The sequence below is a fragment of the Micromonospora sp. WMMA1947 genome, from assembly GCF_027497355.1.
In the GTDB taxonomy this organism is placed as follows: Bacteria; Actinomycetota; Actinomycetes; order Mycobacteriales; family Micromonosporaceae; genus Micromonospora.
Window position 1 is genome coordinate 376,964 of the sequence record NZ_CP114909.1, and the last position, 25,578, is coordinate 402,541.

Below are 25,578 nucleotides of genomic sequence, written 5' to 3' on the forward strand. Positions count from 1 at the left end.
GGCCCCTTATTAACGCCTGCGGTAGAGGAAGGGCCCCCTTTTAACACCGAGTGTTAAGAGGGGGCCCTTCCTTACCGGCGGTCAGTGGGCGGCGCAGCCGCCTACCGGGGCGGGTGCGGCAGCCGGTGCGCCGATCGTCGGCAGGCCGAGCAGCACCCCCGGGGTACGCGGAACCTGCCCCGCCTCGGCCGCGTCCCCGGCCCGGGTACGCCGGTGGGCCAGCGGCGCGCCGTCGGCGTTGAGGTGGTGCGGGGCGGCGTACGTGACGACTGTGTGCACGATGTCGCCGGGGCGGATCCGCCCGGCCAACTCACCGGTGGCGAAGTGCACGAGCCGGCCGTCGCGGGCCCGGCCCGACATCCGGCCGGTGCGCTCGTCCTTGCGGCCCTCGCCGACCGCCACCAGCACCTCGACGGTCTCGCCGACCAGCTTCTTGTTCTCCGCCCAGGTGATCTCCTCGACGCAGGCGATCAGCCGCTCGTAGCGCTCCTGCACGACCTGTTTGGGCAGCTGCCCGTCCATGGTCGCGGCCGGGGTGCCGGGGCGCTTGGAGTACTGGAAGGTGAACGCCGAGGAGAACCGCGCCTCCCGGACCACGTCCAGCGTGCGGGCGAAGTCGGCCTCGGTCTCGCCGGGGAAGCCGACGATGATGTCGGTGGTGATCGCCGCGTCCGGCATGGCCGCCCGGACCTTTTCGATGATCCCCAGGTACTTCTCCGACCGGTACGAGCGGCGCATCGCCCGCAGTACGTCGTCCGAGCCGGACTGCAACGGCATGTGCAGCGAGTGGCAGACGTTCGGCGTCTCGGCCATCGCGGCGATCACGTCGTCGGTGAAGTCCTTCGGGTGCGGGCTGGTGAATCGCACCCGCTCCAGCCCGTCGATGTCGCCGCAGGCGCGCAGCAGCTTGCCGAACGCGTACCGGTCGCCGAACTCGACGCCGTAGGAGTTGACGTTCTGCCCGAGCAGCGTCACCTCCAGCACGCCGGAGTCGGCCAGCGCACGGACCTCGGCGAGGATGTCGCCGGGGCGGCGGTCCTTCTCCTTGCCGCGCAGGGAGGGCACGATGCAGAACGTGCAGGTGTTGTTGCAGCCGACGGAGATCGAGACCCACCCGGCGTACGTCGACTCGCGCCGGGTCGGCAGCGTGGAGGGGAAGACCTCCAGCGACTCCAGGATCTCGACCTCGGCCGCGGCGTTGTGCCGCGCCCGGTCCAGCATCGCCGGCAGCGAACCGATGTTGTGCGTGCCGAAGACGACGTCCACCCAGGGCGCCTTGCGGACGATGTCGCCGCGGTCCTTCTGGGCCAGGCAGCCGCCGACAGCGATCTGCATGCCGGGATGCTTGGCCTTCACGGGGCGCAGATGACCCAGGTTGCCGTAGAGCCGGTTGTCGGCGTTCTCCCGGACCGCGCAGGTGTTGAACACCACCACGTCGGGCTGCTCGTCGGCCTCGGCGGCGCGCACGTAACCGGCGTCCTCGAGGAGGCCGGAGATGCGCTCGGAGTCGTGCACGTTCATCTGGCAGCCGTACGTACGCACCTGGTAGGTGCGCGGGCTGCCCGCGGCTGCGGTAGTCATGACCCGCACAGCGTATCCGGGTGGAGCCGGTCGTATCGAACGAGGAGGAGCCGTGTGCCGCAGCATCAAGACCCTGCGTGAGCCGTACGTCCCGGTGGTCACCGAGGAGGACATCCGCGCCGCCGCGTTGCAGTACGTCCGGAAGATCTCCGGATTCCGTACCCCGGCGGCGCACAACGCCGCCGCGTTCGACGCCGCGGTGGACGCCGTGGCCGCCGCCACCGCGACGCTGCTCGAGCAGCTCGTGGTGCGGGGGCAGCAGCCGGCGGCCCGGGGCTGAGCCCGGGGCCGCCACCGCTCGCCGCCGGTGGGGGCACGGCGGCGAGCACCGGTCACGGGCGCCCGCCGGCGCCCGCGCTCAGGCGGCGGCGAGCGCCGGGGCGACCGTGTCCGGCGCCCAGCGCGACCGGTGGCACTGCGACCAGCCCCGGCAGCGCGCGTCGGCGACCGTGCAGAGCCGGTGGTGGCTGAGCACCTCGCCGTCGTCGGTGTCGGCCACGTCGAAGTGCACCGGCCGGATCGTGCCGTCCGGCGCGACCAGCAGGTGCCGCCCGGCGTCCAGCGTGTCGTCGCGCATCAGGCAGTTGCGGCCCAGCAGCCGGGCCAGCGCCGCGAGGGCGGGCAGCTCGGGCAGGCCGTCGGGCACGCCGTAACAGTCGACCACCGTGCCGTACAGCCCGGGCGCCTCCCACACGTCGCAGACCACCGCGTACGCGGGGAGCCGCATCGGGTCGGCGACGGCCATGGGCATCACCACCCGGCCGAGTGCCTCGGCCAGTGCCGGGTAGACCTCTACCGGCGCGCCGCCGTCGATTCTCCAGTTCCACAGCTCGGTCATGCCGCCTCCTCGCTGCGCTCGTTCCACCGGCCTCCGGATCGGGCCTTAAAGACGATGGTGGGGTGCATTTGACCTCAGCCGGGCGCAAGTTACCGGTCTGTGACCATTCCGGGCAAAATTCCCTCGGGCGACGTTGCCCAGAGTAGCTGGAAGATGACAGTTTATCGGGTACGGTGCCGCGCCGGCGGCCCAGCCGCGCCGCGAATCGCAGCTCAGCGCACCCGGATCAGGTGCTCCGAAGCCGGCAGCAGCTCACCGATCACGGTGCCGCCCGGCACCTCACCGGCGACCAGCAGTCCGCCGGAGGTCTGCGCGTCGGCGAGCAGCAGCCGCTCCCCCTCGTCGGCGCCGCCGAAGTCGGTCCACGGGGTGACCCACTCCAGGTTGCGCCGGGTGCCACCGCTGACGTACCCGTCGCGCATCGCCTCCCGCGCACCGGGCAGGTACGGCACCGCCGCCGCGTCGATCGCCACCGTCAGGCGGCTCGCCCGGGCCAGCTTCGAGGCGTGCCCGAGCAGTCCGAAACCGGTCACGTCGGTGCCGCAGCGGATGCCCGCGGCCACCGCCGCGCGGGCCGCGTCCCGGTTGAGCCGGGCCATCGACTCGACCGCCTCGGGGAAGCGCTGCCCGGTCTGCTTGTGCCGGGTGTTGAGCACGCCCACGCCGAGCGGCTTGGTCAGCGACAGCGGCAGCCCGGCCCGCCCGGCGTCGAGCGTGATCAGCTCCTCCGGCCGGACCACACCGGTGACCGCCAGGCCGTACTTCGGGCCGTCGTCGTCCACGCTGTGCCCGCCGGCCAGGTGACAGTTCGCCTCCCGGGCCACGTCCAGACCGCCGCGCAGGACCTCGCGGGCCATCTCCGGCGGCAGCACACCGCGCGGCCAGCAGAGCAGGTTGAGCGCGACGAGCGGGGTGCCGCCCATCGCGTACACGTCGGAGAGCGCGTTGGCGGCGGCGATGCGCCCCCAGTCGTAGGCGTCGTCGACCACCGGGGTGAAGAAGTCGGCGGTGCTCACCAGACCCGTACGCTCGTCCAGCCGGACCACCGCGGCGTCGTCGCCGTTCTCCAGGCCGACCAGCAGGTCGGCCGAACCGCCGGTGGCGCCGAGCCCGGCGACCATCGCCTCCAGTTCGCCGGGCGGGATCTTGCAGGCGCAGCCGCCACCGCGGGCGTAGTCGGTCAGCCGGATCGCGTCGGTCATCGCCTCATGATCTCCGGCCTGCGGCTTCGGCGCCAGTCGGCCCACCCGGACGGTGACGAAATTCGGACGGGCCGGTACGCCGGTGACCGGTGTTACCGCTCCGTGACCAACTGAGTTGCGTTCCGCCATGTCACCCCGCCTACAGTTGCCCAACCGGGGGTCGACCGACCCCCGAATTCCGCCATGGACGACAGGGACGGTGGACGACGTGACGACGGGCGACCCGCTGATCGTGCTCGACGGGGTCAACAAGTGGTTCGGGCCGCTGCACGTGCTCGACGACGTGTCCCTCTCCGTCGGCCGGGGCGAGGTGGTCGTCGTGATCGGCCCGTCCGGCTCCGGCAAGTCGACGCTGTGCCGCACCATCAACCGGCTGGAGCCCATCGACAAGGGCACCATCACGTTCGACGGGCAGCCGCTGCCGGCCGAGGGCAAGCCCCTGGCCAAGCTGCGCAGCGAGGTCGGCATGGTGTTCCAGTCGTTCAACCTCTTCGCGCACAAGACCATCCTGGAGAACGTCACGCTGGGGCCGGTCAAGGTCCGCAGGGAGAAGCCGGCCGCCGCCCGTGAGCGTGGCCTGGCCCTGCTGGACCGTGTCGGCATCGCCAACCAGGCGGACAAGTACCCGGCGCAGCTCTCCGGCGGCCAGCAGCAGCGGGCGGCGATCGCCCGCGCGCTGGCCATGCAGCCCAAGGCGATGCTGTTCGACGAGCCGACGAGCGCGCTGGACCCGGAGATGGTCGGCGAGGTGCTCGACGTGATGACGTCGCTGGCCCGTGAGGGCATGACCATGGTCGTGGTCACCCACGAGATGGGCTTCGCCCGGCACGCGGCCAACCGGGTCATCTTCATGGCCGACGGCAAGCTGGTCGAGGACGCGCCGCCGGCCGAGTTCTTCGCGAACCCGCGCAGCGAGCGGGCCAAGGACTTCCTCTCCAAGATCCTCACCCACTGAGCGCCCGTAGTGGAGTCGTCCCGTCGACTCCGTCGAAGAAGGAGATGAATATGCGTTACAAGCGCGTGGCGGCGATGGCCATGATGGCCTCGCTCGCCCTGACCGCGGCCGCCTGCGGCAAGGAGGGGGACCCCGCCCCCAGCGGCGGCGGCAACGCCAGCGGTGGGGCGCAGGGCGACAGCTGCAGCAGCTCGGGCGTGACCTTCACCCCCAAGACGGACGCCAACGTCGCCGGCAGCCCGGCCTTCGAGAAGATCAAGTCGGCCGGCAAGGTCGTCATCGGCGTCAAGTTCGACCAGCCGAACCTCGGCTACAAGGACGCTCAGGGCAAGCGCTGCGGCTTCGACATCGAGATCGCTCAGTACGTCGCCAGCACGCTCGGCGTGGACCCGGCGAAGATCGAGTACAAGGAGATCGCGTCCGCCAACCGCGAGACCGCGATCAAGGGTGGCGAGATCGACTACTACGTCGGCACCTACTCGATCACGGACAAGCGCAAGAACGACGTCTCCTTCGCCGGCCCGTACTTCGTCGCCGGCCAGGACCTGCTGGTTCGCAAGGACGAGTCGTCGATCACCGGCAAGGACACGCTCAAGGGCAAGAAGGTCTGCTCGGCCACCGGCTCCACGCCGATCCAGAAGATCCGCGACGAGGGCCTGACCGAGGGCGAGAACATCGTCGAGTTCAAGACCTACTCCGAGTGCGTCTCGCAGCTGCTCGACAAGAAGGTCGACGCGGTGACCACCGACGACGCCATCCTCAAGGGCTACGCCGCGCAGAACCCGGACGAGCTCAAGGTCGTCGGCCAGCCGTTCAGCACCGAGAAGTACGGCATCGGCCTGCCCAAGGACGACAAGGCCCTGCGTGACTACGTGAACGACCAGATCGAGGCGTCGTTCACCGACGGCACCTGGAAGAAGATCTACGACGGCACGCTCGGCAAGTCCGGCTCGCCGGCCACCCCGCCGCAGCTCGAGCGGTACTGACGGTCCGCACCGACGTCGGACCGGGCGGGGAGGTCCTTCCTCCCCGCCCGGTCCCGTCTGGAGAGAGTGAGAGCGAGGTATGGGCGAGTTCTTCCGCGTCCTGACGGACAACGCGAGCCTGTTCCGCGAGGGGTTCTTCAACACCGTCAAGCTGTTCCTGATCGCCGGCGTCGGCAGTCTCGTCCTCGGCATGCTGCTCGGCGCGATGCGGGTGTCCCCGGTGCCCGCGCTGCGGGCGTTCGGCGCCACCTACGTCAACCTGGTACGCAACACTCCCCTGACGCTGGTGTTCGCGTTCCTCGTCTTCGCGGTGCCGAAGCTGGACGTCAACATCGACTACTTCAACAGCGCCTGCATCGCGCTGATCGCGTACACCTCGGCGTTCATCTGCGAGGTGGTCCGCTCCGGCGTGAACACCGTCGCCACCGGCCAGGCCGAGGCGGCCCGCGCGCTGGGCATGACGTTCGCCCAGGTGCTGACGCTGATCGTGCTGCCGCAGGCGCTGCGGGCCATGGTCCCGCCCATGATGAGCGTGCTCATCGCCATGTTGAAGAACACCACGATCGCTGCCGGCTTCTCCGTGCTGGAAGCAGGCGCCATCCCGGCGTACATGTCGGAACGGGGTGAGCCGCAGTTCATCGTGCTCACCTGGATCGTCATCGGCTTCCTGATCCTGATCATCCCGCTGGTGGTGCTCCAGCGGATCCTCGAGCGCAAGTGGGCGGTGGCCCGATGAGCAGCAGCAGCGTCCTCTACGACATCCCCGGCCCCAAGGCCCGGATGCGCAACCGGATCCTCGGCATCGTCTCGATCGCGGCGATCGTCGCGCTGATCGCGTTCGTGGTCTACAAGTTCAACCAGACCGGCCAGTTCGAGGCCCGCAAGTGGGAACAGTTCCAGTACGCGGCCGTGCAGCGGGAGCTGCTGAACGGCCTCTGGGCCACGCTGAAGGTCGCCGCCGTCGCCACCGTGCTGGCGCTGCTGTTCGGCGCGTTCTTCGCCAGCGCCCGGCTCAGCGACAAGGTGCTGTTCCGCGCTCCCGCCACATTCGTGGTGGAGCTGTTCCGCGCCATCCCGCTGCTGATCCTGATCTTCTTCGGCTACTACGTGCCGCTGCAGTACGGCTGGCCGATCGACAAGTTCTGGGCGCTGGTCATCGGGTTGACGCTGTACAACGGCTCGGTGCTGGCGGAGATCTTCCGCGCCGGCATCAACGCCGTGCCGTACGGGCAGTCCGAGGGCGCGTACGCGATCGGCATGCGCAAGAACCAAGTGCTCCGGCTGATCCTGCTGCCGCAGGCGTTCCGGTCGATGCTCCCGGCGATCGTGAGCCAGCTCGTCGTCCTGCTCAAGGACACCGCGCTCGGCTTCATCATCACGTACCCGGAGCTGCTCTTCGTGGGCAAGCAGATCGGCGGCCGGCTGGCGTTCGGCCTGCCGTACGTGCCGACGTACCTGATCGTCGCGGCCATCTACATCAGCATCTGCGGCCTGCTGTCGGTGCTGGCCTGGTGGTTGCAGAAGCGGCTGACCCGGCTCCCGCGCACCGCGGCCAAGCCGGTGGTGTCCACGCAGACCGACGGCGGCACCGGCGCCACGCCGCTGTGAGCTGACGGCGTCCGGCGGACACGCAACGGGCGGGTGGGGAACTCCCCACCCGCCCGTTCTCCGTTGTCCGCGCCGCTCAGCGGGCGATCTCGGTGACCCGCGACTCGCGCACCACTGTGACCCGGATCTGACCCGGATAGGTCAGCTCCTCCTCGATCTGCTTGGCCACGTCCCGGGCCAGCACCGCCGCGCCGATGTCGTCCACGTCGTCCGGCTTGACCATCACCCGGATCTCCCGGCCCGCCTGCATGGCGAAGACCTTCTCCACGCCCAGCTTGCCGGCCGCGATCTCCTCGATCCGCTCCAGCCGCTTGACGTACGCCTCGAGGCTCTCCCGCCGCGCGCCCGGCCGTCCGCCCGAGCAGGCGTCAGACGCCTGGGTGAGCACCGCCTCGATGGTCTGCGGCGGCACCTCGTTGTGGTGCGCCTCGATGGCGTGCACCACGTCCTCGCTCTCGCCGTACTTGCGGGCCACGTCCGCGCCGATGATCGCGTGACTGCCCTCCACCTCGTGGGTGAGCGCCTTGCCGATGTCGTGCAGGAACGCGCACCGCTTGATCGTCGGCACGTCCAGCCGCAGCTCGGCGGCCATCACCCCGGCGATGTGCGCGCTCTCCACCAGGTGCTTGAGGACGTTCTGCCCGTACGACGTGCGGTAGCGCAACCGGCCCAGCAGCGTGACCAGCTCCGGGTGGATCTCGGTGATGCCGACCTCGACCAGCGCGTCCTCCGCGGCCCGCAGGCACAGCTCCTCCACCTCCTGCCGGGCCAGGTCGTAGACCTCCTCGATCCGGTGCGGGTGGATCCGGCCGTCGAGCACCAGCTTCTCCAGCGTGACCCGGCCGACCTCGCGGCGTACCGGGTCGAAGCAGGACAGCAGCACCGCCTCGGGGGTGTCATCGATGATCAGGTTGACGCCGGTGACCGACTCGAAGGCGCGGATGTTGCGCCCCTCCCGGCCGATGATGCGCCCCTTCATCTCGTCTCCGGGCAGGTGCAGCACGCTGACCACGCTCTCCGCGGTCTGCTCGCTGGCGACCCGCTGGATCGCGTCCACCACGATGTTGCGGGCGCGCTGCTCGGCGCTGCCCCGGGCGTCCGCCTCGATCTCCCGGACCAGCAGCGCGGCCTCCCGCTTGGCCTGCCCCTCGATCGACTCGACCAGCTCGGCACGGGCCGCGTCGGCGGTCAGCCCGGCCACCCGCTCCAGCTCCCGGCGGCGCTGCTCCTCCACCTCGGTCAGCTTCCGCTCGCGCTCGGCCAGGGCGGCCTCCCGGGCGGCCAGCGCCGCGGTGGCGGCGGTGAGCTGCCGCTCCCGCTCGGCCAGCCGCTCCACCTCCTCGGTGTGCAGCCGCTCCCGCTCGTCCATCCGGGCGGCGCGACGTTCCACCTCCGCCGCCTGCTCCCGGGTGGTGGCGGCCAGCACCGCCACCTCGCGCTCGCCGCTGCGCCGCGCAGCGGTACGCAGCTGCTCGGCGTCCGCCTCGGCCTGCTTGTGCGCGCGCTCCAGCACCGTGTCGGCCTCGGCGCGGGCGTCGTCGAGCACCCGCCGCGCCTCGGCCCGGGCGGACTTCGCCTCCGCCTTCGCGGCGGCCGCCTCGGCCCGGGCCGCGGAGGCGGCGGACTTCGCCACGTCGATGGTGCTGTTCACCTCGTCGGCGGCCGTCCGCAACGCCGCGAGGGACTGCTCCTGCCGGTCCTTCTCCGCGATGAACGCCGGGTCCTCCGGCGCGGGTGCCAGGCTGAGCCGCTTGAGGGTACGCACGCCGAACAGCACGGCGCCGACCACCACCACGACGAGCAGCAGCACGACCACGAGGAGGACGACGTCGAAGGCGCTCATCGAGCCGCTCCGCACCGGTACGCGGACACGCCCGTCCGCGATGCTCTGGTGGCCCGGCGGGCGTCGCCGTTCCGCCCCGCTCCGCCGGCCCGCCCCGCTCCGCCGTTCCGCCCGGCGGCGGCCCGTCGGGGCTTCGTCGCCGGGCTGCCGCCCACCGATGAGGGGTCGGGGCCGTGTGGCAGACCGCCGCTGAACCTGTGCCGCCCTGCCATGGCCGCCTCCCCGTGAACGTCGGCGCCGCAGGACACGCGCGAAGGACACGCGCCTGCGGCTTCTGGACGCCCGACCGGAGCGGCTGGCTGTGGGCAGCTTTCCGTCGGCAGTGTCCCGTGCGGGGCACCGCTGACGGCCGGTTGCAGTTGTCGGAGGCTCCGGTGGCTCCGGAGCGCCCGTCAAGGGCCGGTGTAGCTGGCCAAAGTGATGCTGTTCTGTTACGAGATCTATGTTGTGCGCTTAGCCTGCGCTGGTCGGGCAAAGTGAGCCTGTATGGCGAGGCTAGGTCGCGAGGGGCCGTTCGGTCAAGGAGTCATGATCAAACCACCCGGACGGAGAGAAGTTACGGCGTCACTCACTGGTGATCAGATGCCGGACAGGCCAGGACAAACCCCGCCCCTCGGTGCCGCTCCCGACCTGCTCACGCCCCCTCCCCCATCGACGCCGCCCGCCCTCTCCCCGCACGATCATGAGGTTGACGGGCTCGATCATGAAGTTGGCCTGGACAAACCGGACGGGAAGTGCCGTCAACTTCATGGTCAACGGGGCTGGAGTGGGCGGGGCCGGGGCCGGGTGGGACCGGGCGGGTGGGCCGGGTGGGGTGGGTCAGCGGGTGGCGGTGGTTAGGGCTGTGGTTACCAAGGTGGCGTTGTCGGGGGCCTGGGTGCCGTCGGGCAGCAGCAGCGTGTCCTCCAGGCCGATGCGGGTGTGCAGGCCCCGCCGGACCGCCTCGGCGTACACCGGCCAGGTGGCCGGCCCCTCCCCGTGCAGCAGCACCGGTGGGCACTCTGCGGGCAGCGCGGTGAGGATCGCCGCGGCGTCGGCGAGTGCCGTCGTGACCTGCTCGGCCATGCACTCGACGAGGATTCGCCCGGTGGGCGCGGACCAGCGGCGCCAGGCGTCGACAGCAGCCGGGGTCCACAGGCCCGCCTCGACCATCACGCCGCGCTCGTGCAGTGCGGCGGCGACCTCGGCCGCCCCCGGTTCGTGGGCGTTGACCGAGGCGAAGTCGGGCAGCACCGTCCAGGCGCGGACGGCGGCGATCCGCTCGGCCGGGTCGGGAACGATCCAGGCGCCGGTGCTCACGCCGACCGGCAGGCCGGGACGGGCGGCCCGGACGGCGGTGACCGCCGCGGCGATCACCGCCGGGTCGAGTGACTCGGCGCCGGTGTCGTCGCGCGGGTGCACGTGCACCGCCGCCACCCCGGCGGCCGCACAGCGTGCGGCGTCGGCGGCCAGTTCGGCCGGGGTGAGCGGCACGGCGGGATGCTCGTCGCGGCGTCGTGTGCCGTTGAGACACGCCTTCAGCACGGTGGTGCGCCTCTCCTCGGGACGGCAGCCGCGACGAGCGCTGCCGATCGGACGCTCCTATGGCGCGTCAAGTGGCTGGGGTGGGCTTTCGAGGCGTCGGTAGAGGTCTCTTGCGATGTATCGCTTGAGGCAGCGTTTGATCTCTCGGTCGGTTTTGCCTTGGGCGCGGCGGCGGTCGGCGTAGGCGCGGGTGGGCTCGTCGTAGCGCAGTCGGGACAGGGCGACGGTGTGCAGGGCGCGGTTGAGTTGCCGGTCGCCTGAGCGGTTGAGCCGGTAGCGGATGGTTTTGCCGGATGAAGCAGGGATCGGGGCGGCGCCGGCGAGCATGGCGAACGCGGCGTCGTTGCGGCAGCGTCCGGGGTGGGACCAGGCGGTCAGGACGGTGGCGGCGACGATGGGTCCGACGCCAGTGAGGTCGAGCAGGTCGGGGCGCCAGGAGCGCACGATCATGCGGATGGCTGTCTCGTGGCTGGCTGCCTCCGTTTCCAAGGTCCGAATGCGTCGGGCGAGATCACGTAACACTGCCAGCGCGGTGGCGGCCTCGATGTCGCCACCGGCCGTGGTCGGTCGCAGCCGGCCAGCCGTGGTGATCATCGTTCGGGTGCGCTGCCCGCGAAAGCGGGTTCGCACCGCTTCGGGAGCGGTGATGACCATCGCGTGCAGCTGCCGCTGGGCGGCGGTGGCAGCCTCGACGGCCGCCCGGCGGGCGGTCAGCCGCATCTGCAGCGCTGCCCGCTGAGGCCCGGTCTTGGGCTGCGTCAGCCGGGTGCGGGCCAGGGCATCACGGGCGGCGCGTTCGGCGTCGATCGGGTCGGACTTCGCCCCGGCCCGGCGAGTCGGCCGCTTGGGGCGGTCCAGCTCGACAACCAGCTCACCGGCATCGGCCAGATAACGGTGAAGGCCGGCGCCGTAGCCGCCGGTGCCCTCCAGCGCCCAGGCCCGCAACCCTGACTGCTCATCGGCCAGGGCTACCAGCTCGGCGTAGCCGTCCGGGTCGGTGTTCACCCTGACCCGTGCCAGCACGGCACCGGTGCGGGCATCGAGGACCGCGGCGGTGTGGGTGTCTTTGTGCGTGTCGACGCCGATGACGACCTCGACCAGATCTGCCAGCATGGACATGCGTTCTCTCCTCACCGTGGGGGACGCGAGGTCCGGTCCGGCGCGGAGATGGCAGGACTGTGATGAGACACGCCAGCCGCTAACTGGCGGTCAAGCTCCTGATCAGGCCAAACGTCTCCCGCCGGGCCGGCGCTGGCAGCAGCAGACGGACAAGTCCCGCCAAGGGCACAAAGCCAGTCAGACGAAGGGTCACGCCTGCCACTGCCAGCCATCAGCTCATCACTACTGAACCGACCCCGCCATGCTCACAGTCAGTCGAGCCGGCGGGAGTCGAGATCCTGCTCGGCGTCGGCCATCGCGTCGGCGTCGATGTGCTCGGCGAACTCGGCCGCCTCGGCGCTCTGCGCGGCCAGCGCGTCCTTCACCGCCCGGATCGCCACCCCGGCCGGGTAGCCCTTGCGTGCCAGCATGCCGACCAGGCGGCGGAACACCGCGTCCGGCTCGCCCCTCGCGCTGCGCAGCTTGCGCTCCACCAGGGCGCGGGCGGTCTCCGCCTCGGTCTCCTCGTCCAGCCCGTCCAGGGCCGCGCCGGCCACCTCGCCGTCGACGCCGCGCTGACGCAGCTCGTTGGCGAGCGCCCGGCGGGCCAGCCCACGGCCGTTGTGCCGGCTGCTCACCCAGGCGCGGGCGAAGGCCGCGTCGTCGACGATGCCCACCTCGTCGTAGCGGTCGAGGACCTGCTCGGCGACCTCCTCGGAGATGCCCCGGCGGGCCAGCGCACCGGCCAACTCGGCCCGGGTGCGCGGGCGGACCGCGAGCTGCCGCAGGCAGATCTCCCGGGCCACCTCGGCCTCGTCGCGCGGCGGAGCCGGAGCCTCCCCTGCATCGGGCTCCGCCGCGCGATCACGGCGCCCCCGGCGAGGCCGGGGCGTACCTGTGGCGTCGCCCGTACGGGGTGGACCGGCATCCCAGCCCCGGCCCGTACGGGCGCGTCGTCCTGCCACGGATCAGCGGATCAGAAGTCGACCGGCGGCAGTTCCGGGCCACCGGCGGCGTCACCGGCACCACCGGTGCCGACACCGAGCTTCTCCAGGATCTTCTTCTCGATCTCGGCCGCGACGTCCGGGTTCTCGCGGAGGAACTCGCGGGCCTTCTCCTTGCCCTGACCGAGCTGGTCGCCGTCGTAGGTGTACCAGGCGCCGGACTTGCGGATGATCGCCTGCTCCACGCCGACGTCGATCAGCGAGCCCTCGCGGGAGATGCCCTTGCCGTACATGATGTCGAACTCGGCCTGCTTGAACGGCGCGGCGACCTTGTTCTTCACGACCTTGACCCGGGTGCGGTTACCGACCACGTCGGTGCCGTCCTTGAGGCTCTCGATGCGGCGCACGTCGAGCCGGACCGAGGCGTAGAACTTCAGCGCGCGACCACCGGTGGTGGTCTCCGGACTGCCGAACATCACGCCGATCTTCTCGCGGAGCTGGTTGATGAAGATCGCGGTGGTGCCGGTGTTGTTGAGCACGCCGGTGATCTTCCGCAGCGCCTGGCTCATCAGCCGGGCCTGGAGACCGACGTGGCTGTCGCCCATCTCGCCCTCGATCTCGGCGCGCGGCACCAGGGCCGCCACCGAGTCGATGACGATGATGTCGATCGCGCCGGAGCGGACCAGCATGTCGGCGATCTCCAGCGCCTGCTCGCCGGTGTCCGGCTGGGAGACCAGCAGGGCGTCAGTGTCGACGCCGAGGGCCCGCGCGTACTCCGGGTCGAGCGCGTGCTCCGCGTCGATGAACGCGGCGATGCCGCCGGCGCGCTGGGCGTTCGCGACCGCGTGCAGCGCGACGGTGGTCTTACCGCTGGACTCCGGACCGTAGATCTCGACCACCCGGCCGCGGGGCAGACCGCCCACGCCGAGCGCCACGTCGAGCGCGATGGAGCCGGTCGGGATGACAGCCGTCTGCACGACGGGCCGCTCCCCCAGCCGCATCACCGAACCCTTGCCGAATTGCTTGTCGATCTGAGCGAGAGCAAGGTCGAGCGCCTTCTCCCGGTCAGGCCCTGCTGCCATCGTTGCCACCCCTGCCTTCGCCGGCGTCTTTCCTGAGCTTCGCGTCACGCGGGACACGCTAGGCGCTGGGTCCGACAGAAAACCAGCCGACGGGCCGTGAGCTGTGGACGAGCACCCCGCTGTGGACAATAGCCGAACAGGTGTACGACTGGGCAAGCGACACGCGGGATCGATGAAAAGGCTGCTCAGCGTAGTCGGGCGGGCACCCGGTCCGGGTACGCGGCCACCACGGCACGCCACACCACGTGCGTTTGCTCACCGGCCGCGAGGGCCTGCTCGATGGTCCGCCCACCGAGCTGGGACAGCACCTGGTCCCTGGCGATGCTGGCCGCGTAGCCGGGCCCGAACGCCTCCTCCAGCCGCGTCCAGAAGTCGGTCAGCCGCACGTGTTCAGTCCTCCTCGTCGAGTGGCGCCGCGCCGGGACGGCGCAGCGCCAGCGCCACCAGCGGCACCACCGCGATCGCCGCCAGCAGGGTGAGCGTCGGGTACCCCACGGCCCGCATGACGAACCCGCTCGCCGCTGCCGCGCCCGCTCCGGCCAGCCCCATGAGCAGGTCGGACAGGCCCTGCACACCGGGCCGGTCGGCGGGCGGCACCGACTCCGACAGCAGCGTCGAGCCCGCCACCATCGTGCCCGACCAGCCCAGCCCGAGCAGCGTCAGCCCCACCGACAGCAGCGGTGTGCTGTGCCCTGCGGTGCCGGAGACCGCGCACGCGGCCAGCAGCAGGGCCACCCCGCCGAGGATCACCGGCCGTCGGCCGAACCGGTCGGTGAGCCAGCCCACCACCGGCGACAGCGCGTACATGCCGGCGATGTGCAGGCTCAGCACCAGGCCGACCACGGGAAGCACGTCCGCGTCGGAGTGCCACTCGCCGAGGTGCACCGGGGTCATCGACATGACAGCGACCATCACCAGGTGCCCCACCGCGACCGCGGCGATGCCGAGGCGGGCGGCCGGCCGCCCGCGTACCGTGCGCCACGCGGCGACCATGCCACCGCGGCGGGTGACCGCCGGTGCGGCGCCCGGTGCCGGCTCGGCCGCCGTCAGCCGGCGCGCGGTGAGCAGCGGATCCGGCCGGAGCAGGACCAGGAGTACGACGGCGGTGAGCGTGAACGCGACGGCGCTGAAGGCGAACGGGCCGGCCAGCGCCGGCAGGCCCCAGCCCCGGGTGGTGTCGTCGGCGAGCGCGGCGAAGTTCGGCGCGGCCACCGCGCCGATGGTGGTGGCCCACACGACCAGCGAGAGCTGCCGCCCCCGGCGCTGCGGCTCGGCCAGGTCCACCGCCGTGTAGCGGGCCTGGAGGTTGGCCGCCGTGCCGCCGCCGAACAGCAGCATGCCGACGAAGAGCAACGGCACCAGGCGCGTCGCGGTGGCGACCACCACCAGCACGCCGCCGACCGCGCCGACCGCGTACGCGAGGACCAGCCCCGGCCGCCGGCCACGCGCGGCCATGAGCCGGGTGACCGGGATGGCGAGCAGCGCGGCGCCGACCACCCCGGCGCTCTGCGCCAGCCCGGCCAGGGCGGTGCCGGCCACCCGGGCGGCGAGCAGCGCGCCGACCGAGATGCCGATGGTGACGCCGATGCCGCCGATGATCTGGGTGAGGAACAGCAGCCGGACGGTACGCCGCTGGATGCCGGCGACGTCGGGCCGAGGCGGGGCCGGCGCGGTCAGGTCGGTGGACATGCGCGCTCCTGGTGGGGACGGGTGCCCCATCCTCCCGCACCGGCCCGCCCGGTAGGCACCCGGTTTCGCTACAGGCCGAGGCCCCGGCCGATGATCTCCTTCATGATCTCGGTGGTGCCGCCGTAGATGGTCTGCACCCGGCTGTCCAGCCATGCCTTCGCCACCGGGTACTCCGCCATGAAGCCGTAGCCGCCGTGCAGCTGCACGCACCGGTCGGCGACCTTGGTCTGCAGCTCGGTGGTCCACCACTTGGCCTTCGCCGCGTCGGTCACCGAGAGGCGGCCCGCGTTGAACTCGGCGATGCAGTGGTTGACGAACGTCCGCGCGACGGTGACCTCGGTGTCCAGCTCGGCCAGCAGGAACCGGTTGTGCTGGAACCGGCCGATCGGCCGCCCGAACGCCTCGCGGGAGCGGGCGTACTCGATGGTGAGCGCGAGCAGCTTCTCGCAGGCCGCCACCGCGGCGACGGCGATGCTCAGCCGTTCCCGGGGCAGGTTGGCCATCAGGTGGTAGAAGCCGTGGTTCTCGGTGCCGATCAGGTTCTCCGCCGGCACCCGGCAGTCGTCGAAGAACAGCTCGGCGGTGTCGTTGGCCTTCAGGCCGACCTTGGCGAGCCGGCGGCCCCGGCTGAAGCCCGGTGTGCCGCTCTCCACCACGACCAGGCTCACCCCGTGGGCGCCCTGGTCCGGCGCGGTCTTGACCACCACGACCACGAGGTCGGCCATCTCACCGTTGGTGATGAACGTCTTCTGCCCGTTGAGGACCAGGCTGTCGCCGTCGCGCACCGCGCTGGTGCGGATGCCCGCCAGGTCGCTGCCCGCGCCCGGCTCGCTCATCGCGATCGCGGTGACCAGGTCGCCGGAGCAGAAGCCCGGCAACCACCGCTTGCGCTGGTCGCCGGTGGTCAGCTCGGTCAGGTACGGCGCGACCACGTCGTTGTGCAGGCCGAACCCGAGACCCGAGCACCCGGACGCGACGATCTCCTCGTCCAGCACCGCGTTGAACCGGAAGTCGTGCTGCCCGCCGCCGCCGTACTCGGGGTCGACGTCCGGGCCGAGCAGCCCGGCCGCGCCGGCAGCCCGCCAGACCTCCCGGTCGACGATCCCGTCGGCCTCCCAGCGTTCGTGGTGCGGCACCGCCTCCCGGGCGAGGAACCGGCGGCACAGGTCGCGGAACTCGTCGTGGACGGGCTCGTAGAGATGCTGCTCCATGGCGGCAAGTCTGGCACCGCTCAGCCGCCCCGGACAGGGGCGAGCGCCGCTCGCAGCCGGCGCTCCCGGCGACCGGTACGGACGGCCTCGGCCAGCACCGCGACCAGCACGATGCCGAACCCGGCGGCGGCGAGCTCCCACCCGACGCGGAGCGCGAGCACGATCAGCGGGCCGAGCAGCGCCATGCCCCCGGCGGCCCCGAACCGCGCGCCCCGGCGTACCGCCGGAAGGTTGTCCGCCACCGCCGCGCGCCCCGCCTCGTCGGCGGGCGGCTCGCCCCGGCGCAGCGCGGTCTCGGTGACCGCCCAGGCGGCGACCCGGCCCGCCTCGGCGGGGCGCGGCTTTCCGAACCGGCTCAGCGTGAAGAAGAACGCGAATCCCCAGATCACCGCGTTCAGGCCGGCACGAACCACTGCGATTTCCACGGACCCGTCCTGCTCCTCCCAGAGCCGGACGGGCAGCCAGAGGAGGCCGACGATCAGCATGGACACCACGTAGGGGCCAGGAGAACCCAGCCGGAGCAGCGACACACGAGGTCGAGAGTCCGCCATACCGGGGCCGTACCCCCGCGTGCCGCCCGACAATCTTCTGTGGACGGTGGCGGGCGGACGTGCGGCACGCCAGGATGGCCGGATGAGCACACTCACGGGGAAACAGGTCGCCGAGGCCGGGTTGGACGGGTGGACGTACCTGCTGGGGGCGTTGCAGACGCGCATCCGTACCCCCGATTTCGCGGCCGGGCTGGCGCTGGTGGCCGCGGTGGGCGCGGAGGCCGAGCGGGTCGATCATCATCCCGATCTTGACCTGCGCTACACCCATGTGGACGTGCGGCTCTGGTCGCACGACGCGGGCGGCGTCACCCAGCGTGACCTGCGGCTGGCCCGGTTCATCTCGGCGCTGGCCGCCGACGCCGGGCTGACCCTGTCGGCGGCCGGGCTGGCCCGCCTGGAACTCGCGCTGGACACCCCGGAGCACGCCGCGGTGCTGCCGTTCTGGCGGGCGGTCCTGGCCTGGCAGTCACCGGACGGTCCGGACGACGACGAGGTACGCGACCCCGACGGCGTGCTGCCGACCGTCTGGTTCCAGCGCTCCGGCCGGGACGAGCCCCGGCAGCGGTGGCACCCGGACGTGTGGGTCGACCCGGCCGAGGTGGACGCGCGCATCGCCGCCGCGCTGGCGGCGGGCGGGGCGCTCGTCAGCGACGCGGAGGCGCCGAGCTTCTGGGTGCTCGCCGACCCGGACGGCAACCGGGTCTGCCTCTGCACCTGGCAGCAGCGCTCCTGACTCAACGCAGCGCCTTGGCGGCCACCTTCAGGTCGGCGACCAGGCCCTCGTACGCGACGTCCTGGTTGTCGGCGCGCAGCACCGCCGACGGGTGAATGGTGGCGAGCAGCCGGGCCGCCGGGGCGTCGGCGACCGCGCCCGTCCGGTCGACCGGCACGCGCTCGAAGTCCTCCGGGTGCTGTGCGGCGGCGGGCCAGGGCAGCAGCTCACCGCGCTGCTTCGTCACCCGGAAGCTCGGGCCGAGCAGTGCCTTGGCGGCTGTCGCGCCGAGCACCACCACGATCTCCGGACGCAGCCGGGCGAACTCGGCGACCAGCCAGGGCCGGCAGGCGGTGACGTGCACCCGGTCCGGGGTCTGGTGGATGCGCCGCTTGCCGCGCAGCTCGAACCGGAAGTGCTTCACCGCGTTCGTCAGGTAGATCTGGGCGGGGTCGAGCGCCGCGTCGTCGACGGCCTTGCGCAGCAGCCGCCCGGCCGGGCCGACGAACGGCAGTCCCTTCTGGTCCTCGATGTCGCCCGGCTGCTCGCCGACGAAGACCACGCGGGCGTGTTCGTCACCGCGCCCGAAGACGGTCTGGGTGGCGTCCCGGTACAGCTCGCAGCCCCGGCAACCACTCGCCGCGGCGCGCAGTTCGTCGATGGTGTCCGCCGACGGCGGGATGAACTCCTGCGCTCCGGGTGCGCTCTCGGTCTCGGCCATGCCGATCGTTCTACCCCGTCCGGCGGCGCGCACGCGAGCGGCCCGCCGCGCTGCCGTGAGGTGTTAAGAAGGGGCCCTTCCTATACCGAATGCGTTAACAGGGGGCCCTTCCTTCCAGCAGCCAGGGCGTCGGCGAGCGCGGGGATGTCCGCCTCGTCCAGCGCGCTCACCGAGACGCGCACGGCGGGTGCGGCGGCGATCCGGTACAGGCCGCCGGGGGCGAGCGACCACCCGGCGTCGCGCAGCGTCGTGATCGCCACCGTCTCGTCGGGCACCGGCACCCAGACGTTGATCCCGGTACGCCCGTGCGCGGTCGTCCCGCGCGCGGCGAGCGCGGCCACCAGCCCGTCGCGCCGCCGGTCGTAGCTGTCCGCCGCGCGCCCCACCAGCTCGGCGGTCGCCGGGTCACGCCAGAGCGACACGACCAGCCGTTGCAGCACTGTGGAGACCCAGCCGGCGCCGACCTGGGCCCGTCCGGCCACCCGCGCCACCGTGGCCTCGTCGCCGGCCAGCACCGCGAGCCGCAGGTCGGGCCCGTAGGGCTTGCTCACCGACCGGACGAAGGCCCACGCCGGTGTCGCCCCGGCGAGCGGGTGCAGGGGTACGCGGGCCAGCTCGGCGGCGTGGTCGTCCTCGATCAGCAGCAGGTCGGCCCGGCCGGCGAGCAGCGTCCGCAGCGCGTCGGCCCGGTCGGCGGAGACGGCCGCGCCGGTCGGGTTCTGCGCCCGGCTGGTCACCACCAGCGCTCGAACCCCGGCGGCGAGCGCCGCCCGGACTCCGCCGACGGTGGGGCCCTCGTCGTCCACCGGCACCCCGACGGTACGCAGCCCGAGCGCGGCGATCAGGTCGAGCAGGTTGGCCCAGCCCGGGTCCTCAACCGCCACCGCGTCGCCGGGGCGCAGGTGGGCGGCGAGCAGCCGTTCGATGCCGTCGAGCGCGCCGCCGGTGACGGTGAGCTCGCCGGCCGGCACCCCGTCCGCCGCGAGCCGCTCACGGGCCAGGGCGGCCAGGTCCGGCAGCACGGCGTCGGTCGCGTACCCGCCGGGGGGTCCGATCTCGGCGGCGACCGCGGCCAGGTGCGGCCCGAGCGGGGGCAGCAGCCGGGGGTCGGGCTGGCCGGTGGAGAGGTCGCGGCCACCGGCGAGCGCCGGGGGCAGCAGCGCGGCGCGGCGGGCGGCGACCGGCGGGCGGGGGCGGACCCGGGTGCCGTGCCGGCCGGCGGTGGCGACCAGGCCGCGTTGGCGCAGTTCCTGGTACGCCTTCGACACGGTGGCCGGGCTGATGCCCAGGTCGGCGGCGAGCGCGCGGACCGCGGGCAGGAGGTCTCCCGGGGCGAGGTCACCGGTGCGGACGCCGGATTCGACGCTTGCCGAAATCGCCGCCGAGGTGGAGCCGGTGATCTGATAATGTGCTGCCACAGTTCGGAGATTGTACTAGAACAAAGGTGGGATGTCACGTGTACGCCCCGACCGAACGCACCACTGCCACCCGCACCCGCGACCGGATGCACTACGACCGGGCCACCGCGCACGCGCTGCTCGACGAGGCGTACCACTGCGCGCTGTCGTTCACCGTGAACGGCGAGCCGCGCGTCCTGCCGACCCTGCACGTCCGCATCGGCGAGACGCTCTACCTGCACGGGTCCACCGGCAGCCGGCCGCTGCTGGCCGCCCGGGGCGAGGCCGGACTGCCGGTCTGCGTCGCCGTCACCCACCTCGACGGGCTGGTCTACGCCCGCTCCCAGTTCCACCACAGCGCCAACTACCGGTCCGTGGTGGCCCACGGCACCGCCCGGCTGGTCGAGGATGCCGGCGAGAAGGCCGCGGTGATGACCGCGCTGGTGGAGAAGGTGGCCGCCGGCCGGTCCGCCGACAGCCGCCCGCCGAACCGGCGCGAACTGGCCGAGACGGCCGTGCTGGCGCTGCCGCTGCGGGAGGTGTCGGTACGGCTGCGCACCGGCGGCGTCAACGACGAGCCGGCCGACGAGACGCTGCCGTACTGGGCCGGTGTGGTGCCGCTGCGCCTCACGCCGGGCCGCCCCGAACCCGCTCCCGGGGTGAACGCGCCGGTGCCGGCGTACCTGCGGGCGGCCCGCTCGCCGTGGCACGAGCCGGCGGTGCTGCGCGGCGAGCACGTCGTCCTGGAACCGCTCGACCCCGCCCACGCCGACGAGCTGTACGCCGCGACCGCCGACCCGGAGGTGTGGCGGCACCTGGGCGGTACGCAGCCCGCCGACGCCGCCGAGATGCGCGACGTGGTCGCCACGTACCTGGACGCGCAGGAGCGCGGCGAACAGGTGTGCTGGGTGCAGCGCTGCGCCGTCACCGGCGCGGTGATCGGCACGACCTCCTACTACGAGATCGACCCGGTCCGCCGGTCGGTGGCGATCGGCTACACCTGGCTGGGCCGCCCGTGGTGGCGTACCGGCGTCAACACCGAGGCGAAGCTGCTGCTGCTGGGCCGGGCCTTCGACGACCTGGACGCGGTACGCGTCGTGTGGCACACCGACATCCGCAACGACCGCTCGCAGCGGGCGATCGAACGGCTCGGCGCGAGCCGGGAGGGCGTGCTGCGGCAGCACCGGCAGCGCGCCGACGGCTCCTGGCGGGACACCGTCCAGTACTCGATGCTCGCGCAGGAGTGGCCGAACGCACAGGTCAGCCTGCGGGAAAGGCTTCGCCCGGCGGCACCCGCGGCGTCATGATGTCCGGCGTGCTGGGGATCACCGACATCTGGACGTACGTGCTGGGCACCGTGGCGATCGTGCTGCTGCCCGGCCCGAACTCGATCTTCGTGCTGGCCACCGCCGCCCGCCGGGGCGTGGCCACCGGTTACCGGGCCGCCGCCGGGGTGTTCGTCGGCGACGCGGTGCTGATGGTGCTCTCCGCCGCCGGGGTGGCCTCGCTGCTCCAGGCGTATCCCCCGCTCTACCTGGTGATCAAGTACGCCGGCGCGGCGTACCTCGGGTATCTGGGGCTGGCCATGCTGCGCGGCGCGTGGCGGCGCTGGCGCGACCGCAACGACCCGGCCACGCCGCGCCTGATCGACGAGGTGGAGCCGGCGGACCAGCGGGAGCCGTTCCGGCGGGCGCTGGTGATCAGCCTGCTCAACCCGAAGGCGATCCTGTTCTTCGTCTCGTTCTTCATCCAGTTCGTCGACCCCGGGTACGCGTGGCCGGCGCTGTCGTTCCTGCTGCTCGGGTTGATCGCCCAGGTCGCCAGCGCGCTCTACCTGACCGTGCTGATCTTCACCGGCACGTACCTGGCGGCGCAGTTCCGGCAGCGCCGGCGGCTCGCCGCGAGCGGCACCACGGCGGTGGCGGTGCTGTTCCTCGGCTTCAGCCTCAAGCTCGCCGCCGGCTGAGCGGGTAAGGAAGGGCCCCTTCTTAACGCCTCCGGTAGAGGAGGGGCCCCTTCTTAACAACGCACACGCACGCGCTCACGTCCCGTCGCCGCCTCCGCCACCACCGCCGATGCCCGCGCCGCCGGCCGTACCCCCGAGCCCGTAACCGGGCGCGACCGGCCGGTCGGGCGGGCGGCTGACGTGTGCCGACTCGCGGATCGTGGCCGACCAGTCGGCGTGCGCGGCGGCGGCCGCGTGCCTGTCGATGGCGTGCCGCAGCCAGCCGTCCACGGTGGCCACCCAGTCCCGCTGGTCGGCCCCGGCGTGCCACACGCGGAACCGGCTGATGCTCTGGTGGGTGATCCCGGCCAGGGAGAGCCGCCGGTCCACCCAGAGCAGCACCTCCATGCCGGCCGAGTCGGTCAGCATGATCACTTCGAGTTCGGTCATCGGGCCGGCGTAGAGCGGCGCGGCCCAGAACCCGTACCACTGCTGGAACGGCAACGTCTGCTCCACCCCCGGCAGCCGTCCCTCGCGCAGCCCGGCCTGCCGGATCGCGAAGCCGAGCGTGTCCAGCGCGGCGAGCACGTGCTCCTGGGTGGGCAGCGGGTGAATCAGCACCGGCACCATCGCGCCCTGGTCCACCTCCGGGTCCACCGACACCTCGGTGCGCAGCCCGGTACGCAGGCTCAGCAGCGGCACCCCGCCGTACGTGGTCACCGGTGACTCCCAGGGCAGCGGCACGGCGAAGTCGACGGCCCGCCGCCGTCCGGCCGGCACCACGAACCGTCCCGCGATCGTCCACGTCCGGAACTGCACCAGGCGGCGCGGCGCCTCCGGGTCCTCCGGCTCGACCTGGGTGACCAGCCCGAGCCGGATGTGCCGGACCGGGACGTCCGAGCCGCCGGCGGCGAGCGTCACCCGGCCCGGCAGACGCAGCCCCGGCCGGGTGCTCGGGTTGGGCACCGTGGTGCTCACCGACAGCCCGGTCCAGGCCGAGTCCCTGGACACGCCGGTCAACCGCATGCCGGGGCTTTCCCGCTGCCGGACCGGCCATGCCCGCCCGCACCGGTGGCCGGCCCACCGGACCGGACACCGGCACCGGCCCGCCGGAACGACGCCGGCCCGGCGAGGTGGGGACTCCACCTCGCCGGGCCGGCCGGGATCACGACGGTCAGCGCATCCGGCGGCCTCGCGGCACCGGGTCGGTCTCGTCGTCGAACTCGCCGATGACCTCCTCCAGGAGGTCCTCCAGCGCGACGAACCCGATCGGCCGGGTCGGCCCGCCACCGTTGCTCACCAGCGCCAGCTGCGCCTGCTGCGCCCGCATGGCGGCCACCGCCTCGGTCACCGACGCCTCGGCCGGCAGCGTGAAGGCGTTGGTCATCAGCTCCTCCGCGGTCGCCGGGCGGCCGGTGGTGACGGCACGCACCGCCTCGCGTACGTGCACCAGGCCGCACACCTCGCCGCCGGTGTCGACGACGGCGAGCCGGGACCGGCCGCTGTCGCGGGAGACGTACTCGATCCGCTCGGCGGTCTCGCCCCGGCCCACCGTGACGATCCGGTCGAACGGCTCCATCACCTGCGCGACGGTGGTGCCCTGCAGCTCCAGCATGCTGGTCAGCAGCTGGTGCTGCTCGGCACCGAGCAGCCCGTGTTCCCGGGACTGCTCCAGCAGGATGCGCAGCTCGTCCGGGCCGTGCACCTGGGCGAGCTGGTCCTGCTGCTGCACCCCGAACAGGCGCAGCATCGCGTTCGCCAGCCCGTTGAGCAGGGACAGCACCGGCCGGGCGATCCGGGCGAACGCCCGGAACGGCAGCGCCAGCAGCACCGCCGAACGCTCCGCGTCGGTGATCGCCCACGACTTCGGGGCCATCTCGCCGACCACCAGGTGCAGGAACGTCACCAGCGACAGCGCGAACACCAGCGCGATCACGTGACTGACCGCCGCCGGCAGGCCGACCGCGTGCAGCAGCGGGCTGAGCAGGTGCTCGATGGCCGGTTCGGCCAGCGCGCCCAGACCCAGGGTGCACAGCGTGATGCCGAGCTGTGCGCCGGCCAGCATCAGGCTCAGCTCGCGGACGCCGTCCAGCGCCGCGCGGGCCGCCCGGCCGCCACCGGCAGCCGCCTGTTCGAGGCGGTACCGCTTGGACGCGACGAGCGCGAACTCGGCGGCCACGAAGAACCCGTTGAGCGCCAGCAGCACCACGGAGAAGAACAACGCGAACCCGGGGCTCATGCGGAACCCTCCCCGGTCACGTCGGCGGTGGGCCGCAGCCGCACCGAGTCGGCCACGTGCCGGTCCACCGCCAGCACCTCGACCAGCACCCGCGGGCCGCCGGCCGGCTCGTCGCCGTCCGTGGCGACCGGGATCTCCAGCCGGTCACCGACCTCGGGCACCCGGCCCAGCTCCCGCATCACCAGACCGGAGAGCGTGTCGTACTCGGGCGCCTCGGGCAGCTCGATGCCGGTGCTGTCGGCGACCTCGTCGATGCGCCAGCGCGCCGGGACCACCCAGGAGCCGTCCTCCTGCCGGGCCGCGGCCCGGTCCGGTGGGTCGTCCTCGTCGCGGATCGGCCCGACCAGCTCCTCGGCGAGGTCCTCCAGCGTGATCACGCCGGCGAAGCCGCCGTACTCGTCGACCACGCAGGCGAGCTGCCGGTGCCCGGACCGCAGGCGGTCCAGCACCGTCGGCAGCGGCAACGTCTCGGGCACCAGCAACGGGGGTACGGCCACCGCGCCGACACGGGTCGTCGCGCGCTCCGCCGGGGGCACCCCGAGCACGTCGGCGATGCCGACCACACCGACCAGGTCGTCGACGCCCTCGGCGCCGCTCACCGGGAACCGGGAGTGGCCGGTGTCGAGCAGCTCGACGATCCGGCTGACCGGCTCGTCGGCCCGGATGGTGTGCACGTCGACGCGCGGCACCATCGCCTCCCCGGCGGTCAGCTCCCGGAAGTCCAGACCCCGGTCCAGCAGGTCGGACATCTCGGCGTCGAGGTGCCCCTCCTCCCTGGACTCGGCGATGATCTGTTCCAGGTCCTGCGGGGTGGCGCCGCTGGGCAGCTCCTCGATCGGCTCGATGCCGATGCGGCGGAGCAGCCGTACGGCAGCCCGGTCGAAGAGCGTGATCAGCGGACCGGCGATCTTCAGGTACATCAGGGTGGACCGGGCCAGCGCCCGGGCGAGCGGTTCGGCCCGCGCGATGGCCAGGTTCTTCGGGGCCAGCTCACCCAGGACCATCTGCACGACGGTGGCGATGACCAGGGCGAGCGCCACCGACAGCGGCAGCGTGACCCCGCTGGACAGCCCGGCCAGGCCGAGCAGGTCGGCCAGCCCGGCGCCGAGGAACGGCTCGGCGACGTAACCGACGAGCAGGGCGGTCACGGTGATGCCGAGCTGGGCGCCGGACAGCATGAAGGAGAGCCGCCCGGTCACCTCCAGGGCCCGGGCCGCGGCACGGTCGCCACCGTCGGCGAGCTGCTTGAGCTTGCCACGGTCCACGGCGACGTAGCCGAACTCCTGGGCCACGAAGTAACCGGTGGCGGCGGTGAGGACGGTGATGAGAAGGAGACCGACGAGGATCAACACGGGAGGTTCAGTGCTCCCGGGGTCGTCGGGGAGGGAATTCGCCGGGTATTACCCGGCCGGCTACTGCTGCCCTCCGGGGCAGGAGAGTCGATCATGCGAC

The 25,578-nt window shown here is 72.5% G+C and carries 25 protein-coding genes; 8 read left to right on the forward strand and 17 right to left on the reverse strand.

What is annotated here, in order from left to right:
- Positions 1-81: 81 nt before the first annotated feature.
- Positions 82-1,581, reverse strand: a complete 1,500-nt coding sequence (gene miaB / locus O7604_RS01790) for a tRNA (N6-isopentenyl adenosine(37)-C2)-methylthiotransferase MiaB (RefSeq protein ID WP_281578680.1) — start codon at positions 1,579-1,581, stop codon at positions 82-84.
- A gap of 52 nt (positions 1,582-1,633) precedes the next feature.
- Between miaB and O7604_RS01795 the strand changes: the two genes are divergently transcribed.
- Positions 1,634-1,861 (forward strand): DUF2277 family protein, encoded by a 228-nt coding sequence (locus O7604_RS01795; protein ID WP_269701258.1) that lies wholly within the window; start codon positions 1,634-1,636, stop codon positions 1,859-1,861.
- 78 nt (positions 1,862-1,939) lie between these two features.
- Here O7604_RS01795 and O7604_RS01800 read toward each other — a convergent pair whose 3' ends face one another.
- A complete protein-coding gene (locus tag O7604_RS01800) occupies positions 1,940-2,419 on the reverse strand; it encodes a hypothetical protein (RefSeq protein ID WP_269701260.1) in 480 nt (159 codons plus the stop codon).
- A 212-nt stretch (positions 2,420-2,631) separates the two neighbouring features.
- Positions 2,632-3,621 carry a selenide, water dikinase SelD gene (selD, locus tag O7604_RS01805; RefSeq protein ID WP_269701262.1) on the reverse strand — a complete coding sequence of 330 codons (990 nt, stop codon included), beginning with the start codon at positions 3,619-3,621 and terminating at the stop codon, positions 2,632-2,634.
- A gap of 199 nt (positions 3,622-3,820) precedes the next feature.
- On the opposite strand from selD, the gene O7604_RS01810 reads away from it, so the two are divergent.
- The 4 genes from O7604_RS01810 (at position 3,821) to O7604_RS01825 (ending at position 7,170) form a co-directional block, all read left to right on the forward strand.
- Positions 3,821-4,576 (forward strand): amino acid ABC transporter ATP-binding protein, encoded by a 756-nt coding sequence (locus tag O7604_RS01810; RefSeq protein WP_269701264.1) that lies wholly within the window; start codon positions 3,821-3,823, stop codon positions 4,574-4,576.
- Positions 4,577-4,626: 50 nt separating this feature from the next.
- Complete coding sequence (locus tag O7604_RS01815; protein WP_269701266.1) at positions 4,627-5,562, forward strand: glutamate ABC transporter substrate-binding protein; 936 nt, start codon at positions 4,627-4,629, stop codon at positions 5,560-5,562.
- Between the two features lie 79 nt (positions 5,563-5,641).
- Positions 5,642-6,298: an amino acid ABC transporter permease gene (locus O7604_RS01820; RefSeq protein WP_194802967.1), complete on the forward strand. Its 657-nt coding sequence runs from the start codon at positions 5,642-5,644 to the stop codon at positions 6,296-6,298.
- Complete coding sequence (locus O7604_RS01825) at positions 6,295-7,170, forward strand: amino acid ABC transporter permease (protein WP_269701268.1); 876 nt, start codon at positions 6,295-6,297, stop codon at positions 7,168-7,170. Before O7604_RS01820 ends, O7604_RS01825 begins: the two co-directional genes overlap by 4 nt.
- Positions 7,171-7,246: 76 nt before the next feature.
- Here O7604_RS01825 and rny read toward each other — a convergent pair whose 3' ends face one another.
- The 9 genes from rny to O7604_RS01870 form a co-directional block, all read right to left on the reverse strand.
- Positions 7,247-9,013 carry a ribonuclease Y gene (rny, locus tag O7604_RS01830; RefSeq protein ID WP_269701270.1) on the reverse strand — a complete coding sequence of 589 codons (1,767 nt, stop codon included), beginning with the start codon at positions 9,011-9,013 and terminating at the stop codon, positions 7,247-7,249.
- An 819-nt stretch (positions 9,014-9,832) separates the two neighbouring features.
- Positions 9,833-10,537 (reverse strand): 3-keto-5-aminohexanoate cleavage protein, encoded by a 705-nt coding sequence (locus tag O7604_RS01835; RefSeq protein ID WP_281578681.1) that lies wholly within the window; start codon positions 10,535-10,537, stop codon positions 9,833-9,835.
- Between the two features lie 57 nt (positions 10,538-10,594).
- Positions 10,595-11,656: an IS110 family transposase gene (locus O7604_RS01840; protein ID WP_120572001.1), complete on the reverse strand. Its 1,062-nt coding sequence runs from the start codon at positions 11,654-11,656 to the stop codon at positions 10,595-10,597.
- A gap of 251 nt (positions 11,657-11,907) precedes the next feature.
- A complete protein-coding gene (locus tag O7604_RS01845) occupies positions 11,908-12,600 on the reverse strand; it encodes a regulatory protein RecX (protein WP_281578682.1) in 693 nt (230 codons plus the stop codon).
- 11 nt (positions 12,601-12,611) lie between these two features.
- Complete coding sequence (gene recA, locus O7604_RS01850) at positions 12,612-13,661, reverse strand: recombinase RecA (RefSeq protein WP_013284729.1); 1,050 nt, start codon at positions 13,659-13,661, stop codon at positions 12,612-12,614.
- A 185-nt stretch (positions 13,662-13,846) separates the two neighbouring features.
- Positions 13,847-14,047: a DUF3046 domain-containing protein gene (locus tag O7604_RS01855; RefSeq protein ID WP_030504158.1), complete on the reverse strand. Its 201-nt coding sequence runs from the start codon at positions 14,045-14,047 to the stop codon at positions 13,847-13,849.
- Positions 14,048-14,051: 4 nt separating this feature from the next.
- On the reverse strand, positions 14,052-15,350 hold the full coding sequence (locus O7604_RS01860; protein ID WP_281578683.1) for an MFS transporter: 1,299 nt from the start codon (positions 15,348-15,350) through the stop codon (positions 14,052-14,054).
- Between the two features lie 68 nt (positions 15,351-15,418).
- Positions 15,419-16,561: an acyl-CoA dehydrogenase family protein gene (locus O7604_RS01865; RefSeq protein ID WP_281578684.1), complete on the reverse strand. Its 1,143-nt coding sequence runs from the start codon at positions 16,559-16,561 to the stop codon at positions 15,419-15,421.
- A 20-nt stretch (positions 16,562-16,581) separates the two neighbouring features.
- On the reverse strand, positions 16,582-17,046 hold the full coding sequence (locus O7604_RS01870) for a hypothetical protein (protein ID WP_281578685.1): 465 nt from the start codon (positions 17,044-17,046) through the stop codon (positions 16,582-16,584).
- 148 nt (positions 17,047-17,194) lie between these two features.
- Here O7604_RS01870 and O7604_RS01875 point away from each other — a divergent pair, with 148 nt between their 5' ends.
- Positions 17,195-17,845, forward strand: a complete 651-nt coding sequence (locus O7604_RS01875; RefSeq protein ID WP_281578686.1) for a 4a-hydroxytetrahydrobiopterin dehydratase — start codon at positions 17,195-17,197, stop codon at positions 17,843-17,845.
- A 1-nt stretch (position 17,846) separates the two neighbouring features.
- Here O7604_RS01875 and O7604_RS01880 read toward each other — a convergent pair whose 3' ends face one another.
- Positions 17,847-18,545 (reverse strand): UdgX family uracil-DNA binding protein, encoded by a 699-nt coding sequence (locus tag O7604_RS01880; RefSeq protein WP_281578687.1) that lies wholly within the window; start codon positions 18,543-18,545, stop codon positions 17,847-17,849.
- A gap of 80 nt (positions 18,546-18,625) precedes the next feature.
- Positions 18,626-19,963, reverse strand: a complete 1,338-nt coding sequence (locus O7604_RS01885) for an aminotransferase class I/II-fold pyridoxal phosphate-dependent enzyme (protein ID WP_281578688.1) — start codon at positions 19,961-19,963, stop codon at positions 18,626-18,628.
- A gap of 38 nt (positions 19,964-20,001) precedes the next feature.
- Between O7604_RS01885 and O7604_RS01890 the strand changes: the two genes are divergently transcribed.
- Positions 20,002-21,249 (forward strand): bifunctional pyridoxamine 5'-phosphate oxidase family protein/GNAT family N-acetyltransferase, encoded by a 1,248-nt coding sequence (locus tag O7604_RS01890; protein WP_281578689.1) that lies wholly within the window; start codon positions 20,002-20,004, stop codon positions 21,247-21,249.
- Positions 21,246-21,908 (forward strand): leucine efflux protein LeuE, encoded by a 663-nt coding sequence (gene leuE / locus O7604_RS01895; protein ID WP_269701287.1) that lies wholly within the window; start codon positions 21,246-21,248, stop codon positions 21,906-21,908. Before O7604_RS01890 ends, leuE begins: the two co-directional genes overlap by 4 nt.
- A gap of 75 nt (positions 21,909-21,983) precedes the next feature.
- On the opposite strand, the gene O7604_RS01900 is transcribed toward leuE, so the two are convergent.
- The 3 genes from O7604_RS01900 to O7604_RS01910 form a co-directional block, all read right to left on the reverse strand.
- A complete protein-coding gene (locus O7604_RS01900; protein WP_269701288.1) occupies positions 21,984-22,913 on the reverse strand; it encodes a sporulation protein in 930 nt (309 codons plus the stop codon).
- Between the two features lie 148 nt (positions 22,914-23,061).
- Positions 23,062-24,126 carry a hemolysin family protein gene (locus O7604_RS01905; RefSeq protein ID WP_269701291.1) on the reverse strand — a complete coding sequence of 355 codons (1,065 nt, stop codon included), beginning with the start codon at positions 24,124-24,126 and terminating at the stop codon, positions 23,062-23,064.
- On the reverse strand, positions 24,123-25,478 hold the full coding sequence (locus tag O7604_RS01910) for a hemolysin family protein (protein ID WP_269701292.1): 1,356 nt from the start codon (positions 25,476-25,478) through the stop codon (positions 24,123-24,125). Before O7604_RS01910 ends, O7604_RS01905 begins: the two co-directional genes overlap by 4 nt.
- Between the last annotated feature and the right edge of the window lie 100 nt (positions 25,479-25,578).

Excerpts from the sequence above, each read along its gene's own strand:
- O7604_RS01900 (WP_269701288.1), bottom strand. The coding sequence starts at position 22,913 with ATGCGGTTGACCGGCGTGTCCAGGGACTCGGCCTGGACCGGGCTGTCG.
- O7604_RS01870 (WP_281578685.1), bottom strand. The coding sequence starts at position 17,046 with ATGCTGATCGTCGGCCTCCTCTGGCTGCCCGTCCGGCTCTGGGAGGAG.
- selD (WP_269701262.1), bottom strand. The coding sequence starts at position 3,621 with ATGACCGACGCGATCCGGCTGACCGACTACGCCCGCGGTGGCGGCTGC.
- miaB (WP_281578680.1), bottom strand. The coding sequence starts at position 1,581 with ATGACTACCGCAGCCGCGGGCAGCCCGCGCACCTACCAGGTGCGTACG.
- O7604_RS01905 (WP_269701291.1), bottom strand. The coding sequence starts at position 24,126 with ATGAGCCCCGGGTTCGCGTTGTTCTTCTCCGTGGTGCTGCTGGCGCTC.
- O7604_RS01880 (WP_281578687.1), bottom strand. The coding sequence starts at position 18,545 with ATGGCCGAGACCGAGAGCGCACCCGGAGCGCAGGAGTTCATCCCGCCG.
- O7604_RS01865 (WP_281578684.1), bottom strand. The coding sequence starts at position 16,561 with ATGGAGCAGCATCTCTACGAGCCCGTCCACGACGAGTTCCGCGACCTG.
- leuE (WP_269701287.1), top strand. The coding sequence starts at position 21,246 with ATGATGTCCGGCGTGCTGGGGATCACCGACATCTGGACGTACGTGCTG.
- recA (WP_013284729.1), bottom strand. The coding sequence starts at position 13,661 with ATGGCAGCAGGGCCTGACCGGGAGAAGGCGCTCGACCTTGCTCTCGCT.
- O7604_RS01825 (WP_269701268.1), top strand. The coding sequence starts at position 6,295 with ATGAGCAGCAGCAGCGTCCTCTACGACATCCCCGGCCCCAAGGCCCGG.
- rny (WP_269701270.1), bottom strand. The coding sequence starts at position 9,013 with ATGAGCGCCTTCGACGTCGTCCTCCTCGTGGTCGTGCTGCTGCTCGTC.
- O7604_RS01800 (WP_269701260.1), bottom strand. The coding sequence starts at position 2,419 with ATGACCGAGCTGTGGAACTGGAGAATCGACGGCGGCGCGCCGGTAGAG.
- O7604_RS01875 (WP_281578686.1), top strand. The coding sequence starts at position 17,195 with ATGAGCACACTCACGGGGAAACAGGTCGCCGAGGCCGGGTTGGACGGG.
- O7604_RS01860 (WP_281578683.1), bottom strand. The coding sequence starts at position 15,350 with ATGTCCACCGACCTGACCGCGCCGGCCCCGCCTCGGCCCGACGTCGCC.
- O7604_RS01815 (WP_269701266.1), top strand. The coding sequence starts at position 4,627 with ATGCGTTACAAGCGCGTGGCGGCGATGGCCATGATGGCCTCGCTCGCC.
- O7604_RS01840 (WP_120572001.1), bottom strand. The coding sequence starts at position 11,656 with ATGTCCATGCTGGCAGATCTGGTCGAGGTCGTCATCGGCGTCGACACG.
- O7604_RS01820 (WP_194802967.1), top strand. The coding sequence starts at position 5,642 with ATGGGCGAGTTCTTCCGCGTCCTGACGGACAACGCGAGCCTGTTCCGC.